Source organism: Bradyrhizobium sp. IAR9 (assembly GCF_013408065.1).
Lineage (GTDB): Bacteria > Pseudomonadota > Alphaproteobacteria > Rhizobiales > Xanthobacteraceae > Bradyrhizobium.
The window spans coordinates 67,233-82,086 of sequence record NZ_JACBZW010000012.1 but is presented as its reverse complement, the minus strand read 5'-3'; the positions used below and the strand labels follow the sequence as shown (position 1 = coordinate 82,086).

11 protein-coding genes and 3 pseudogenes are annotated in these 14,854 nt (G+C 63.4%); 11 read left to right on the top strand and 3 right to left on the bottom strand.

The genetic code is table 11. The features are described from left to right. Window positions 1–22 precede the first annotated feature (22 nt). Both GGD67_RS39110 and GGD67_RS39995 read right to left on the bottom strand, forming a co-directional pair. Window positions 23–138 (bottom strand): annotated as a pseudogene (locus GGD67_RS39110) (NAD(P)-dependent oxidoreductase); the annotation flags it as partial. Window positions 139–361: 223 nt separating this feature from the next. Further along, a pseudogene (locus GGD67_RS39995) lies at window positions 362–640 on the bottom strand (metallophosphoesterase family protein); the annotation flags it as partial. Window positions 641–1,187: 547 nt separating this feature from the next. Here GGD67_RS39995 and coxB point away from each other — a divergent pair. The 11 genes and pseudogenes from coxB (at window position 1,188) to GGD67_RS27640 (ending at window position 12,933) form a co-directional block, all read left to right on the top strand. After that, a complete protein-coding gene (gene coxB, locus GGD67_RS27690) occupies window positions 1,188–2,078 on the top strand; it encodes a cytochrome c oxidase subunit II (RefSeq protein WP_246790874.1) in 891 nt (296 codons plus the stop codon). 2 nt (window positions 2,079–2,080) lie between these two features. Further along, a complete protein-coding gene (gene ctaD / locus GGD67_RS27685; RefSeq protein WP_177237235.1) occupies window positions 2,081–3,988 on the top strand; it encodes a cytochrome c oxidase subunit I in 1,908 nt (635 codons plus the stop codon). Beyond that, on the top strand, window positions 3,985–4,584 hold the full coding sequence (locus GGD67_RS27680) for a cytochrome c oxidase subunit 3 (RefSeq protein WP_179737340.1): 600 nt from the start codon (window positions 3,985–3,987) through the stop codon (window positions 4,582–4,584). The genes ctaD and GGD67_RS27680 overlap by 4 nt, the downstream gene beginning before the upstream one ends. Next, a complete protein-coding gene (locus GGD67_RS27675; protein WP_092258769.1) occupies window positions 4,581–4,934 on the top strand; it encodes a hypothetical protein in 354 nt (117 codons plus the stop codon). Before GGD67_RS27680 ends, GGD67_RS27675 begins: the two co-directional genes overlap by 4 nt. Next, the gene (locus GGD67_RS27670; protein ID WP_092258765.1) at window positions 4,922–5,845 is read left to right on the top strand and encodes a cytochrome c oxidase assembly protein; all 924 of its coding nucleotides are present in this window, start codon (window positions 4,922–4,924) and stop codon (window positions 5,843–5,845) included. Before GGD67_RS27675 ends, GGD67_RS27670 begins: the two co-directional genes overlap by 13 nt. A gap of 83 nt (window positions 5,846–5,928) precedes the next feature. Further along, window positions 5,929–6,717 (top strand): heme-binding protein, encoded by a 789-nt coding sequence (locus GGD67_RS27665; protein WP_179737338.1) that lies wholly within the window; start codon window positions 5,929–5,931, stop codon window positions 6,715–6,717. A 107-nt stretch (window positions 6,718–6,824) separates the two neighbouring features. After that, window positions 6,825–8,672 carry a methanol/ethanol family PQQ-dependent dehydrogenase gene (locus tag GGD67_RS27660; RefSeq protein WP_179737336.1) on the top strand — a complete coding sequence of 616 codons (1,848 nt, stop codon included), beginning with the start codon at window positions 6,825–6,827 and terminating at the stop codon, window positions 8,670–8,672. Further along, entirely contained in the window at window positions 8,656–9,513 is an 858-nt protein-coding gene (locus GGD67_RS27655; protein ID WP_179737334.1) for a substrate-binding domain-containing protein, read from the top strand. The genes GGD67_RS27660 and GGD67_RS27655 overlap by 17 nt, the downstream gene beginning before the upstream one ends. Further along, complete coding sequence (locus GGD67_RS27650; RefSeq protein WP_092258751.1) at window positions 9,513–10,148, top strand: c-type cytochrome; 636 nt, start codon at window positions 9,513–9,515, stop codon at window positions 10,146–10,148. Before GGD67_RS27655 ends, GGD67_RS27650 begins: the two co-directional genes overlap by 1 nt. 18 nt (window positions 10,149–10,166) lie before the next feature. Beyond that, window positions 10,167–10,544 (top strand): c-type cytochrome, encoded by a 378-nt coding sequence (locus GGD67_RS27645; RefSeq protein ID WP_092258748.1) that lies wholly within the window; start codon window positions 10,167–10,169, stop codon window positions 10,542–10,544. Between the two features lie 5 nt (window positions 10,545–10,549). Further along, window positions 10,550–12,933: pseudogene (locus tag GGD67_RS27640) on the top strand (membrane-bound PQQ-dependent dehydrogenase, glucose/quinate/shikimate family). On the opposite strand, the gene GGD67_RS27635 reads toward GGD67_RS27640, so the two are convergent. Beyond that, on the bottom strand, window positions 12,918–14,720 hold the full coding sequence (locus GGD67_RS27635) for an SDR family oxidoreductase (RefSeq protein ID WP_179737332.1): 1,803 nt from the start codon (window positions 14,718–14,720) through the stop codon (window positions 12,918–12,920). The pseudogene GGD67_RS27640 and the gene GGD67_RS27635 overlap by 16 nt on opposite strands. Window positions 14,721–14,854: the final 134 nt, after the last annotated feature.

Here is a 14,854-nt window from a genome sequence, read left to right as displayed (position 1 = left end):
CTCGTCGGGCAAATACCCCTACCGCAAGCTCGGAGGGCTTTCCGGCGCGCTGCATCGGCACCTGCTTGCCGAAATTTTTGACGGAGTTCTCCGGCACGGTCGACGAAATGAGGGGGGCCAGATCGGCCCGGGAGCGGCTCCGGAGTTTACGCCGATAACGGAAGGCGACCGCAAGCGTTCCTGACCTGAAGTCACACCTCTTGGTCCAAGCGCCCGATGTCGCCGCTAGGACCCACCGAGCGTGTGCACGATCGGTCGCGCTCGCCGCTCTCGTCGAGATCGAGCGTCGCAAGCCTGATCGGGAGCTTGAAGCGTCGCGGCCGGCGCTCCCGGGGTTGAGATAAAGAACCCCGTCAATCGTCTTGACGCTCGCCCGGTGCGAATGACCGCAAATCACGGCAGCGGCGCCCTCAGGCGCAGGTTTGCTCCCGAGTTCGTTCAGATCATGCAGGATGTAGAAGTCGTACCGGCAGAGACGCACGGTCTCCGCATCCCGATAGTCCCGCGCCCAATCGCCGATATCGACATTCCCCCGAATCGCGGTGACAGGCGCAATCCTGCGAAGCCCTTCGAGCACCTGCTCGGCACCGATATCGCCGGCATGAATGATATGCGCGACTCCGTTAAGGCAATGCGCCACCTCTGGCCGTAGGAGCCCGTGCGTCTCCGAGATGACCCCAATTCTGATCACAGCACTCTCCTGACACCCCGCCGCGTTCCCGCGCTTAGGAACCACGGCAGCATGCTCGCAGTTTGCGCCGTAGCGAACGCCCAGCTTGACCGTAACATCGAAGCAACGCAACGCCGCGATGATCCACAAAAGCTGATGGCAAGGTGATCGAACGCGGAGGACGATATATGTTCGAAGACCTTCGCGCGATCGCCCAGCCCGGAGCGATGATTGCCATAGTCCTTGTCTTGCTCCTGATGGCCGTGGCTGACGGGGCAATCTTCATCGCAGCCAGGGGCTGGCCCTTCTGACTCGAGAAACCGGCCGCCTCGCTGCAATAGGAACCTTCATAGGTTTGACCGGTTCGCCCTCCAACAAGGGAGCACGGCGAACATCGATGCCTGTCCGGATGCGAACGGCTCTGGTGCCATTTGCGACGTTGCCGCTGGCCGCTTGCGCCGGCCGGCAGTCGGCGCTCGATCCGCAGGGACTTCAATCCAACCACATTCTCCAGACTTTGTTCATCTTCCTGATTGTCGCAGCTGTCGTCTGGACCGCAGTCGTCGTCGTGCTGTGCGTCGGCCTGCTGCGCCGAAAGCGCTCGGCCGTCCAGCCCCTCGCGCTGCACCAGGGCTTTGAACGGACCAGTGGTCACGTCGTCTTCGGGTTGGGGCTCGCCACCCTCATCATCGTGCTCGGTCTCTCGATCGTCAGCTACGCTGGCCAGCGCACCGTGTTCGCCAAGAACGAGCATGCGCTCACCCTCAAGATCATCGGGCATCAATGGTGGTGGGAAGTTCGTTACGAGGACGATAGCCCCCATCAGAGCTTCGTGACCGCGAACGAAATCCGCATTCCGACCGGCCAGCCGGTGAAAGTCGAGCTTGAATCCGCCGACGTGATCCACAGCTTCTGGGTGCCGAGCCTGACCGGAAAGATGGATCTGATCACAGGGCAGAAGAACGAGCTTCAATTCACCGCGAAAAACGCCGGCGTCTATCGCGGCCAGTGTGCTGAGTTCTGCGGCCTTCAGCACGCCCATATGGCCTTCGCCGTCTTCGCTTTATTGCCCGATGAGTACGGGCGCTGGCGGGATCATGAAAACCAGAGCGGCACCAGCCCGACCGACCCGCTCGGCAAGCAGGGCGAGCAGCTGTTTCGCGCAAGAGGCTGCGCGCTCTGCCATACGATCCGCGGCACGCTCGCCGGCGGCCAGCTCGGCCCAGATCTCACGCATATCGGCAGCCGGACGACGGTCGCAGCCGGAACGCTGCCGATGTCCTCGGCAACCCTCGGCGCCTGGATTGCCGATCCGCAGCACATCAAGCCCGGAAACAACATGCCGAGGATGCCGCTGCAGTCGGGCGAGCTCATCGCGATCATTCATTATCTGGAGCAGCTCAAGTGAGCATGGTGGCCGAGCAACGCGAGTTGCGTGATGACTCGCTGAATGGCCTTCAGCTTTCGACGCGCATGGACAGCATCTGGCGCACGCCATCCGGCTTTTCCGGCGCGCTGATGTCGGTAGATCATAAGGTCGTGGGACGCCGCTACATCGTCACGGCATTCGCATTTCTGCTGCTCGGCGGAATTCTCGCGGTGCTCATGCGCGTCCAACTTGCCAAACCCGAGAGCACGTTTCTCTCGGCGGACAAGTACAACCAGATCTTCACCATGCACGGCTCGACGATGATGTTCCTGTTCGCCGTGCCTGTGATGGAGGCCTTCGCCGTCTACCTCGTGCCGCTGATGGTTGGAACCCGGAACATCGCTTTCCCACGTCTGAACGCCTTCAGCTACTGGATGTTCTTGTTCGGAGGCTGCTTCCTCTGGTTGTCATTCGCCCTTAACGTGGGGCCGGATGTCGGCTGGTTCGCCTATGTCCCGCTGTCCTCGTTGCAGTACACACCGACCAAACGGCCCGACGTCTGGGCGCAAATGATCACTTTCACTGAAGTGGCTGCGCTTGCGGTCTCCGTCGAGATCGTCGTGACCGTCTTCAAGCAGCGCGCGCCCGGCATGACGCTCGACCGTATTCCCCTCTTCGTCTGGGCGATGCTGGTCACCAGCTTCCTGGTGATGTTCGCCATGCCATCCATCATGGTCGCATCGACCTCGCTGATCCTCGACCGCCTCGTCAACACGCGCTTTTACGATTCCTCGTCGGGCGGGCATCCCCTGCTCTGGCAGCATCTGTTCTGGTTTTTCGGCCATCCCGAGGTCTACATCATCTTCATCCCCGGCACCGGCATGGTCTCGGCGATCCTCGCAACGTTTGCCCGACGTCCCGTAGTCGGCTACCCTGTCGTCATCCTCTCGCTGATCGCAACGGGCTTCCTGTCGTTCGGCCTGTGGGTCCACCACATGTTTGTCACGGGCTTGCCGCAGCTCGGCGCCGGCCTGTTCACGGCTTCCAGCATGCTGATCGCGGTGCCCAGCGGCCTGCAGATCTTCTGCTGGCTGGCCACGCTCTGGGACGGTCGCCCGGTCTACCGCACGCCGCTTCTGTTCGTGATCGGATTCATATTGATCTTCGTCATGGGTGGATTGTCGGGCGTGATGGTCGCCTCGGTACCGATCGACACCCAGGTGCATGACACCTATTTCGTCGTCGCCCACTTCCATTATGTCCTAATCGGCGGCGCCGTCTTCCCGCTGATCGGGGCCGTTTATTATTGGTTTCCTAAGATCTCCGGCCGGATGCTCAGCGAGAGGCTGGGACGCTGGAATTTCTGGCTCGCCTTTGTCGGCTTCAACGTCGCATTTTTCCCGATGCACATCCTCGGACTGATCGGGATGCCGCGGCGCGTCTACACTTACACCGCGGATATGGACTGGGCGCATTTGAACCTACTCTCCAGCGGCGGCGCCCTCATATTCGCGCTCAGCTTCGCGCTGCTGCTCGTCAACGTGATCCAGAGTCTTCGCAGCGGCACGCTGGCGGGAGACAATCCCTGGGATGCTTCGACTCTGGAATGGGCGACATCCTCACCCCCGCCGCCGCAGAATTTTGACCGCATTCCTGTCGTCAAGCATCGCGATCCCCTGTGGTTCGACACTGAGAGCATGCCGGTGGTCGCAGGTCTGAGTGTGGAACGCCGTGAGGTGCTGCTGACGTCGCTCGCCGAAGCAGAGCCGCAGGTCCGCGAGGCGTCTCCCGAACCGAGCATCTGGCCTCTGCTGACAGCCATCGCGACGACCGTCTTCTTCATCGGCTCGATCTTTACGCCGTGGGCCGTGCTGTGGGGCACCCCACCAATGGCGGTCGCCTTGATCGGCTGGTTCTGGCCCGCCGGTCACAAGGAGGACGAGGAGTGAGGCAGACCATCGTCCGCAATGTCGGCGACTTGCCGACCTTTGGTTACGGTCCCCGAAGCGGTCCGTGGTGGGGCGCCATGGGCTTCATGGCGCTGGAGGGCATGGGGTTCGCCCTCGCCATCGGTGCCTATCTTTATCTCTACGCCGTCAACCCCAACTGGCCGATTGGCGCTCCCCCGCCCGATCTCTGGCCGGGCACGGCCGAGGTCATCGTCTATCTCCTCAGCATCATCCCCAACGAGATGACCAACCGCGCGGCGCACCGGCAGGATCTTGCTAGGGTACGCACAGGCTTGATCGTGATGTCGCTGATCGGTATCGCCCTGCTGGTGTTGCGCGGGTTCGAATTCGCCCATCTCAACACGCGCTGGGACAATTCCGCCTACGGATCGATCGTCTGGCTGATCCTCGGGCTGCACACGACACATCTCGTCACCGATCTCGGCGACACCGTGGTGCTGACGGTGCTGATGTTCACGCGGCACGCGAAGCCACGCAGGTTCAGCGACGTCACCGACAACGTGTTTTACTGGAACTTCGTCGTGCTGGCCTGGCTGCCGCTCTACGCGCTGCTCGACTGGGTACCACGCCTATGACCGATACGGAACGACATACGAAACTGCTTTATTGGGCCGGCGTCGCGCTCGGCCCCTTGGCTTGGGGTATCAACCTGCAGGGGATCTACACGCTCGCGCATTTCTCGTGCGAGTCGACCAGGTTCAGCGGTGCGATCATGAGCGCGGTGCTCGCCGGCATCGCCCTGGCCGGCACCGCGATTTCCGCCCGTGCCGTCCGTCGTGGCGCCGGTGCGGAATGGAGCGATGCGCATGGCGGTGGCCCCCGGACGTTCATGGCCTGGCTCGGCGTCGGCTCCGGCGTTCTGTTCGCGCTGGTCATCGCGGACCAGCTCGCGGCCTCGCTGTTGATCAGCCCATGCCTGCGCTGAGCCTCTTGGCAATCCTGCTCGGCCTGCTGGCAACGCCTGCGTCAGCGCACGGCATCTCCGAGGTCGACACAGGCTCGCTCTGGAGCTCCGATCCCTGGCTCCTGGCGCCGCTCTACGTCGTCGGTATTTCCTTCTACATCGGCACACAACGGCTCTGGCGCCATGCCGGCGGCGGCCGCGGCGTCAGCTTCCGTCAGGTCGGCGCCTTCTGGACCGGCTGGCTGATCGTCGCGCTCGCCCTCACCTCGCCGCTGCATTGGCTCGGCGAGCGCCTGTTCACCGCGCATATGATCGAGCACGAATTGCTGATGGTGGTCGGCGCGCCGCTGATGGCCTACGCGCGGATCAACGGGCCGGTGATGTGGAGCTTGCCCGCCTCGCTGCGTCCGGCTGCAGGTCGCTTCCTGAATTGGCCAATGGTAGCCAAGCCCTGGGCTGCCGTCAGCCATCCTGTCAGCGCGACGGCCCTGCATGGTTTGGCGCTCTGGGCTTGGCATGCGCCGCCGCTCTATGCAAGGGCGCTGGAAAGTACTGCTATCCACCGCCTTCAGCACATCAGCTTCTTTGCCACCGCGCTGTTGTTCTGGTGGGTGCTTTTCCATGGCCGCGGCGTCGGACGCAGCCTGCGGCTGCGGGACGGCATCGCGATCGCTTGCCTGTTCGTCACTGTCCTTCATTCCGGTGTGCTCGGAGCGCTGTTGACGCTGTCGACGCGCACATGGATTCCGGGCCAAGGCGCGCTTGCCGGCGAGTTCGACTTGTCTCCCCTGGAGGATCAGCAGCTCGCGGGCATTTTGATGTGGGTGCCCATGGGTATGCTCTACACCGGCGCTGCGCTGTTCTTCGCCTATCGGTGGCTCATCACGATTCCTGCGCGCTCCTCCATGCCGGTGGCCCGGCACGCCGGCTGAATCATGGACTCAGGGCGAACATAGGAACCGCAACTGTGATGCAACGTTCGCCAGCTGACTCTCGACCATCGCGTGGAGGCCATATGGGCAAACCAACCGTCCGAGCGACCGTTATCATCGCGGCCGCCCTTGCGACGCTGCAAGGCGCAAGCGCGCAAGATCAGCCGCGCACAGGAATGTCGTGTCCGGTCGACCATGATCAGCTCGCGGACATCTTGAAGAAGAGCGTCAAGCCCGGCGGCGGTCCCAGCAATGGCGGCCTCGACAACAACGAGTGGGCTGCTGTCGTGAACCGGCAAGGCGTGGTCTGTGCCGTCGCCTATAGCGGCAGCAAGGTGGACGAGCAATGGCTCGGCAGCCGCGCCATCGCCGCCGAAAAGGCCAACACGGCGAACGCCTTCAGCCTGAAGGACAAGGCGATGGCGACCGCCAATCTCTATGCGGGCGCCCAGCCCGGCGGCTTCTTGTTCGGTGCGGCTCTCGGTAACCCGCCGTCTCCTGAGGCCATTTACGCGGGCACACCGGACGAATTCGGCACCGCTCATGATCCGATGGTTGGCAAGCCGGTCGGCGGCACGATCGTGTTCGGAGGCGGGCTGGCGCTCTACGACGGAAACGGCATCGCCGGCGCGCTCGGCGTCAGTGGCGACAGCTCCTGTGCGGATCACAATGTGGCCTGGCGCGTGCGCCACTTCCTCGGCCTCGATCACGTTCCGGCCGGCGTCAGCCCGAACATGAAAGATGCGATTATCTACGACATCGGTCCGGACGGCAAAAGCCCGTCGGGTTTCGGTCATCCCAAGTGCAATGGCAAGGAGGATCAGATTGCCGTCGACCTCGGCGCGGGCGTATCGGGAAATGTCGTGAGATAGCTCCCTCTCGAGCACTCAGGAACCAAGCACGCCCGCAACGTTTGTACGTTCTGCAATCCGGCCTGCAACGCGGCACGGCCTCCTCAATGCCGTGGAGATCTTCACTCATGTTAATGTTCGGCCTCAGGCGGTTGCTGTGGGGAATACCGAGTACGCTCTGCGTGAGCCTTGCGTTGCTTTCACCCAGCCTTGCGCAGACTGATCTCGCCAGCCGCATGAAGGATCCTGGCCAATGGCCGATGGCTGCGCGCGACTACGCCAACACCCGTTATAGCGAGCTCGACCAGATCAACGCCAGCAACGCCTCAGGCCTGCGGCTCGCCTGGACGTTCTCCGTGGGGGTCGATCGCGGTCAGGAAGCGGCACCTCTCGTCGTCGACGGTACCATGTATGTGGTCAGCCCCTATGCGGGCCCGTACCCGAACCGCGTGTTCGCGCTGGATGCGACGACGGGCGAGCTGAAATGGTCGTATGCACCGAAACCTGAACCCGCCGCGGCAGGCGTTGCCTGCTGCGACGTTGTCAATCGCGGGCTCGCTTTCGACAACGGTAAGATCTTCCTCAACACGCTGGACAACCACTCGGTCGCACTCGATGCCAAGACTGGCAAGGAGCTCTGGCACACCAAACTGGGTGAGATCAACAAGGGCGAGACCATCACGATGGCGCCCGTCGTCGTGAAGGGCAAGGTGCTCATTGGCAACAGCGGCGGTGAGCTGGGCGTGCGCGGCTGGGTCACCGCACTCGACGAGAACACCGGCGCCATAGCCTGGCGCGCCTATGCCACCGGCCCCGACAAGGACGTCTTGATCGGCGAGGACTTCAAGCCGTTCTACGACAACCTCAAAGGTAAGGATCTCGGCGTCAAGTCCTGGCCCGCCGACCGCTGGCAGGTCGGCGGCGGCACCATGTGGGGATGGATCTCCTATGACGCCGATCTCAACCTGATCTATTACGGCACCGCCAATCCCAGCCCGTGGAATGCGAACCAGCGTAGCGGCGACAATCTCTGGAGCACCACCATCTTCGCGCGGGATCCCGACAACGGGCACGCGAAATGGGCGTATCAGGTCAATCCGCACGATCTGTTCGACCATGACGAAATCAATGAAAATGTGCTGGTCGACCTCGAACTGAACGGCCAGCCGCGCAAGGTGCTGATCCACCCCGGGCGCAACGGCTACATGTACGTCATGGATCGGGCCACCGGCGAGGTGATCTCGGCGGACGCCTATGAGTTCGTGAATGCCTATAAGGGTGTCGACCTCAAGACCGGCAAGATCATCCCCAATGAGGAGAAGACCCCGCTGGTTGGCAAGACGGTCGAGGATATCTGCCCGACTGCGCCGGGCGCCAAGGATTGGCAGCCCTCAGCCTGGTCACCGCGCACCAAGCTTCTGTACGTTCCGCATCAGCATCTCTGCATGAACTTCAAGGCGTCGCAGGTCGGCTACATCGCCGGCACTCCCTATGTCGGTGCCGATGTCGATATGTATGCCGGCCCGGGCGGCCATCGCGGCGAGTTCATGGCGTGGGACCCGGTCGCGCGCAAAAAGGTCTGGGAGATCCACGAGAAGCTGCCTGTCTGGAGCGGCGCGCTGGTGACGGCGGGTGATGTCGCGTTCTACGGCACGATGGACCGCCTGTTCAAGGCGGTGGACGCAAAAACAGGCAAATTGCTTTGGCAGTTTCGGGCAGGCTCCGGGTTCATCGGCCAACCGATCTCCTACCGCGGCTCGGATGGGCAGCAGTACATCGCAATCCTTTCGGGCGTCGGCGGCTGGCCTGGCGCGGTCGCGAATGCAGAGGTCGATCAGCGGGTGCGCAACGGCGCGCTCGGCTTCGCCGGTGCCATGCAGGACTTGCCGTTCTACACCGCAGGCGGCAGCGAGCTTCTGGTGTTCAAGCTCGGCGGCACCAGCAATCAGGATGGCAGCCATGCGCCTCAGCAGTGATTGGGCCGCCCTCACTGTTGCTCTCGCTCTTGCCCTCGCCGGCTCGATCGGGATCGCCTCGCCGGCATCTGCCGCGTCGAATGGCGAGCTTCGTGTCTGCGCCGATCCGAACAATCTGCCGTTTTCCAACAACACGGATGCGGGCTTCGAGAACAAGCTCGCCTCGATGGTGGCTGAGGCGTTGGGGCGGTCGGTATCCTACACCTGGTGGGCACAGCGTCGCGGTTTCGTCCGCAACACGCTCAAGGCCGACAAATGCGACGTCGTGATGGGCGTGCCTGCCGGCTATGAGCTTGTGGAGACCACCAAGCCCTATTATCGCTCGACCTATGTTTTCGTGAGCCGCCAGGACGAGCATCTCGATCTCTCGTCCCTGCTCGACCCCCGCCTGCATCGTCTGACGATCGGCGTCCATCTTGTCGGCGACGACGGCAACAACCCGCCCCCGGCGCAGGCGCTTGGCCAGCTCGGAATCGTCGACAATGTCCGGGGATACTCGATCTATGGCGATTATCGTCAGGCCGATCCGCCTGCGCGCCTGATCGAGGCGGTCGAACACGGCGAGATCGACGTCGCCGCCGCCTGGGGTCCGCTGGGCGGCTATTTCGCCGCGCATTCCAAGGTGCCGCTGTCGGTCGCCCCGATCCGGGACGGCGAACGCTTCGCACCTCAACAATTCCAGTTCGCCATTTCGATGGGCGTTCGCAAGGGCGACCACGCACTGCGCGACCAGCTGAACGCGTTCATCGACGCACATCGATCCGACATTGCTGCACTGTTGCGGAGCTACGGCGTACCTCTGTTCGACGAGCGCGTGTCGGCCTCGGGAGGACACGAGTGATGTCTGCTTTACCACTGCGCGCGAGCGCGTTATCGCTAATACTGGCGGTGGTGCCGAACACCGCAGTGCTCGCCCAGCAGACCCTGCCGCAATCCCAGGAGGCGCAGATGCCGACGCTGGCGCCGCGGCCGAACTTCGGCGGCAGCGTTGGCAACGGCAGGCCGAGTGTATTCATGCAGGTCCCCGTGACCACGTTGTTCCCGGGCGCACAGCCGGATCCGCCTGTGATCAAGAACCCGGTCCAGGGCGACCCCAATGCCGAGCAGCGCGGGATGACTTATTTCGTCAATTTCAATTGCGTCGGCTGCCATGCTCCGAATGGCGGCGGCGGCATGGGACCGGCGCTGAGCAACAACCTCTTCACATACGGCTCTCAGCCCGAGAACATCTATCTGTCGATCTATCAGGGTCGGCCCAATGGCATGCCGGCGTGGGGCGGCGTGCTGCCCGACAGCGTGATCTGGGACCTCGTGACCTATATCGGCAAGATCAGCAACGACCCAAGCCGGCAATGGGGCCGCACTTTCTCGGCAAATCCCCTGTCGCCTGAGGTGGAGCAGGTCCCGAGCGAGCAGGTCTCGACGACCGATCCATGGTCTGCCACCAAGACCTTCAACTTCGGCCAAAAGCCCTGATGGAGTGCAGAGCAGCCGATGGTCCGTCCAACGACACAATTGCTAATCGTCGCGCTGCTCGCCGTGACTGCCGCTGCCTGCGAGCCGGGCAAGGCCGCCGGCCCCGATAATTTCACCGGGGATGCGCGCCGAGGCAGCGACCTCGTCAAGCAATATCAATGCGGCACCTGTCATGACATTCCCGGCATTGCTGGTGCCGACGGCAATGTCGGCCCGCCTCTGCACCGGATCGGCACGCGCACCTACATCGCCGGCTATATCCAGAACTCGCCGGACAACATGGCTGACTGGATCGAAGATCCGCAGCGTGCGTTGCCCGGCAACGCCATGCCGAAAATGGGAATCTCGCAGAAGGACGCGCGCGATATCGCCGCGTTTCTCTATACGCTGAAGTAGACCATATGAACTCCACATCCCGCTCTGCAAACTTGTTCCGTGATACGCCGTTGCTGGCCATGACCGTTGTGGTCGTCGCCATCATGGGAGTTGGTCTCGTTGCCGGTGGTGCGTGGCTCGCGGCGCTTAGCCGCTCCGTCTACTATCTCGTTGCCGGCATCACGCTCCTCCTCACGAGCTGGCTGCTCGCGCGCCGGCGTGCCGAGGCGCTCCGGGTCTATGCCCGCTGCTGCTCGGCACCTTGGCGTGGGCGATCTGGGAAGCCGGGCTGGATTTCTGGTCGCTCGCGCCGCGCGGCGACGTGCTTGCACCATTGGGCGTCTGGCTGCTGTTGCCGTTCATCGCGGGCCGCCTGATACCGCGGATGCGGACCGCGCGATGGGCGCGCGGCCTGGTGCCGATCGTGGCCGCCGGCGTGCTCGCTTTCTCCCTGACGCGCGATCGTCACGACCTTGCCGGCACCATCGCGGACAGCGCAACACCGGCGCCGTTGTCTCCTCCGAAGCAGCCCCGCCCACCGCCGGCGCGGACTGGACGGCTTATGGCGGCAGCGGTTGCTATTCCGCGCTCTCCCAGATAACTATAGCCAATGTAAAGCATCTCAAGCTCGCCTGGGAATTCCGCACGGGCGATCACAGGGGTCCTGATGATCCCGACGAGATCACCAACCTGGCAACGCCGCTCAAGATCGGTGACCTGCTCTACACCTGCTCGCCGCACCAGATCGTGTTCGCGCTCGATGGCGACCGGCCAGTTGCGCTGGAAGTTCGATCCACAGGTCCAGCACAAAGGCCTTCCAGCACATGACCTGCCGCGGCGTGTCCTATCACGCCACGAAGCCTGGCGCCGTGACGGCCGACGGCGCCAGGCGCCAGGTGATTGTCTGGAACGCATCTTCGTGCCGACCAATGACGGCCGGATGTTTGCGCTGGATGCGCAGAGTGGCTTGCCTTGTGCCAGCTTCGGCGATCATGGGCAGATCGACCTCAAGGAAGGTAGCGAGGTCCAGACGCTCGGCTTCAACGAGGGCACCTCGCCGCCTGTCGTGACCGACAAGGTGCTGATCGTCGGTGGTGCCGTCATCGACAATTATTCCGACAAGGTCCCGTCAGGCGTGATCCGCGGCTTCGACATCTATTCGGGACGGCTGATCTGGGCCTTCGACGCAGGCAATCCCGATCCGAACGAGATGCCGTCGGCCTCACACCATTTCACGGCGGGCTCACCGAATTCGTGGAGCATCTCGGCGGTCGATGAAAATCTCGGGCTCGTCTATATCCCGCTCGGCTCGAGCTCTCCGGATATCTGGGCGGTGGCCGTTCGCCTGACAAGGAGCGCTACGATTCAGCGCTGATCGCACTCGACATCACGACCGGGAAGCTGCGCTGGTCATTCCAGAACGTGCATCACGATCTCTGGGACATGGACATGCCCTCGCAGCCGAGCCTGGTCGATCTGCGTTCGAATAGCGGCACCACGCCTGCGATCTACATTCCGGCGAAGACCGGCGACATCTTCGTGCTCGACCGTCGCGACGGACATCAACTGGTGCCCGCGCCGGAGAAGCCGGTGCCGCAGGGCGCCGCGCCCGGCGACAGGCTGTCTCCTACCCAACCCTTCTCGGGGCTGAGCTTCCGTCCGCCCGGCGTGCTGACGGGCGCGGAGATGTGAGGCAGCACAATGTTCGACCAGCTGGCCTGTCGCATCAAGTTTGGGCGTCTCCGCTACGAGGGACCGTTCACGCCACCCTCGGAGCAAGGCACGCTGGTGTTCCCCGGCGATTTCGGCATGTTCGAGTGGGGCGGCATCGCAGTCGACCCGCAGCGCCAGATCGCCATCGCAAATCCGCAATCCATTTCCTTCGTCTCGCGCCTCGTGCCGCGCGAGAAGGACAATCCCGCCGCGCCGAACGCGGCGCATCCACCTGGCACCGAGCTCGGCGTGCAGCCGATGTACGGCGCACCCTACGGCATCGATCTCGGCATCTTCCTGTCGCCGCTCGGCATCCCTTGCCTTGCCCCGCCCTGGGGCAATATCGCCGCCATTGACCTCAAGACGCATAAGGTGGTGTGGCAGCACCGCATCGGCACGATCCGCGACCAGGCCCCGCTCCCGCTGCCGTTCAAGCTCGGGGTTCCCATGCTGGGCGGACCGACCGTGACCGCGGGGGGGCGTCGTCTTCATCACGGGGACGATGGACGACTACATCAGGGCGTTCGACGTCCGCGACGGCAAGCAGCTCTGGCAGGATCGCCTTCCCGCCGGCGGTCAATCCACGCCGATGACATATGAGGCAGGCGGCAAGCAATATGTCGTGACGGTCGATGGCGGGCACGGCTCGTTCGGCACCAAGCTCGGTGACTACGTGCGGGCCTACGCGCTGCCATGATGCCCGTCGGTACGATGCGTGTATGCTCGGCGACGTCTTATCCTGTTCTGCCGGCGCGGACGAGCAACTGCCAAGGCTGCGAAGGCCGCACACGCTGCTATTCCAAGCACAGCTAGCCCTGTGCTGATGACCCCAGCCGGCGGAAGCTGCTTCCGCGCCAGCCAACCTCCGTCGACCGACGTGCCCGGCGGAGATGCCTCGATCATGCTTCCCTCGCTGATCGGAGCCCGTCGCGCGCGCGACAAGAGAAACCGGAAGGCGCCTCCGAGCAAATCCTCGGTCAGCTTCGGCGCCACGGCGTAGGCCATCTGACCGGCACGGGCCGGCCACCCGACGGCCATTTCATCGCGTGGCGCGCGAACCAAGTTCAAAAAGGTCTGGGCAACGTCTTCGGACTGGTACAACAACGGGCCCGGATCGAGCCTCTTCCCGGACATGTTGGCGCCGTGGACGAATCCCGGCGTATCCACCATCGCCGGGAACACACCGCAGACATGGATGTGAGGATGTGCCCCGAGCTCCTGCCGCAGGCTTGCCGTGAATCCCCGCAGGCCGAACTTGCTTGCGGTATAGGCCGCAGCGAACGGTGTCGGCGCCCATCCCCCAAGCGAGATATTGTTGATCAGGATGCCTCGCTTCTGGCGCAGGAAGATCGGAAGCACTGCGAAGGCGCCGTGCATGGCTCCCAGCAGATTGACCTCAACAGTACGGCGATGAAGTGCAAGATCGGCGTCCTGGTAGGCGCCGAACACACCCGTGCCGGCATTGTTAATCCAGACGTCGATCCCGCCGAAGGCGTCCTCCGCCTGCCTGGCCAGTCGCTGCACCGCTTCGGCATCGCTAACGTCGGTCGGGACTTCCACGGCGCGGCCTCCCAGCGCCTCGCACTCCGCCGCTAGGCCACTCAGGACCTCGCCGCGCCGCGCGGCGAGCGCCACGCTCGCCCCTTCCCGCGCAAATGCCAGCGCCGCAGCCCGGCCTATTCCGCTGGATGCCCCCGTAATGACCACGCGCGTGCCTGCCATTGACCGGGTCGGCGATCGCGAAGTGCTCCTAGGAAGCAGCCATCGCAGTGACCGGCCGAGACGCTGTGTGCCGCCGTTTTCGAACCAGTCGCCGTGGGCAAAAATGACCCGCTCGGGCGCAAGGCCCACGAGCCGCTCTGCCGCGGCTTGGACGGAACGGCCGCCCAGGCGCAACAACATCCGCAAATAGATCGGTGCCATCCCGTCCGGCTTGGCGATGCCAAGCAGGCTTGCGGCGGTCTGGTTTGAGGGAGGAAGATGATGAGGATCGAGATTTTGCACGAGATCCGTCAGGACCAATGTGCGGCTCCGTTTGTCGAATATCTCCACCTCGGAAAATATCGGGGCCTGCAACGAGACGGTCTCGGGCTCGACCGCCCACTCTTCAGGGGTGGTCTCGCCAAGCTCGCGATCAATGCGAAGGCCGGCCTCGCGTGCCTGCTTCCGCGCCGAAAGTCCGCGCGCCGCGAAGGTCCGTGCTTGCGGCAACTCTCTCTGCCAAGCAGGCAAAAACGTCCAATGCGCAACGTTCGGCGCCATCAAATATTCGATCGAACCCAGACGTTCCAGCTCATCGCGCAGAGCTCGCGAATATCGCACCGGCGAGTGCAGGATAAGGTCGCCGTTCGACAACCGGATGACCGTCATGCGAACAGGCAGGCGCAAGCCCGCTGCACTGATGGGTGCATCGTCGACGATCCAGATGTCGTCCGTGGCCCTCGTCAGGGTAGCAGTGAGTGAGGAGGCATCAACTTCGTGCATGAGCGTCTTCCGATGGAGACCTTGCTCAAATTTCCAGATAGGACGCTCGTTCCTCTCACCTTTACCTCCGCGCGACGGAGGCTTCGGACAAAGCCCTGGAACCGGCCTGCCTGAGGTCGTCAAGAGCAGAAGCT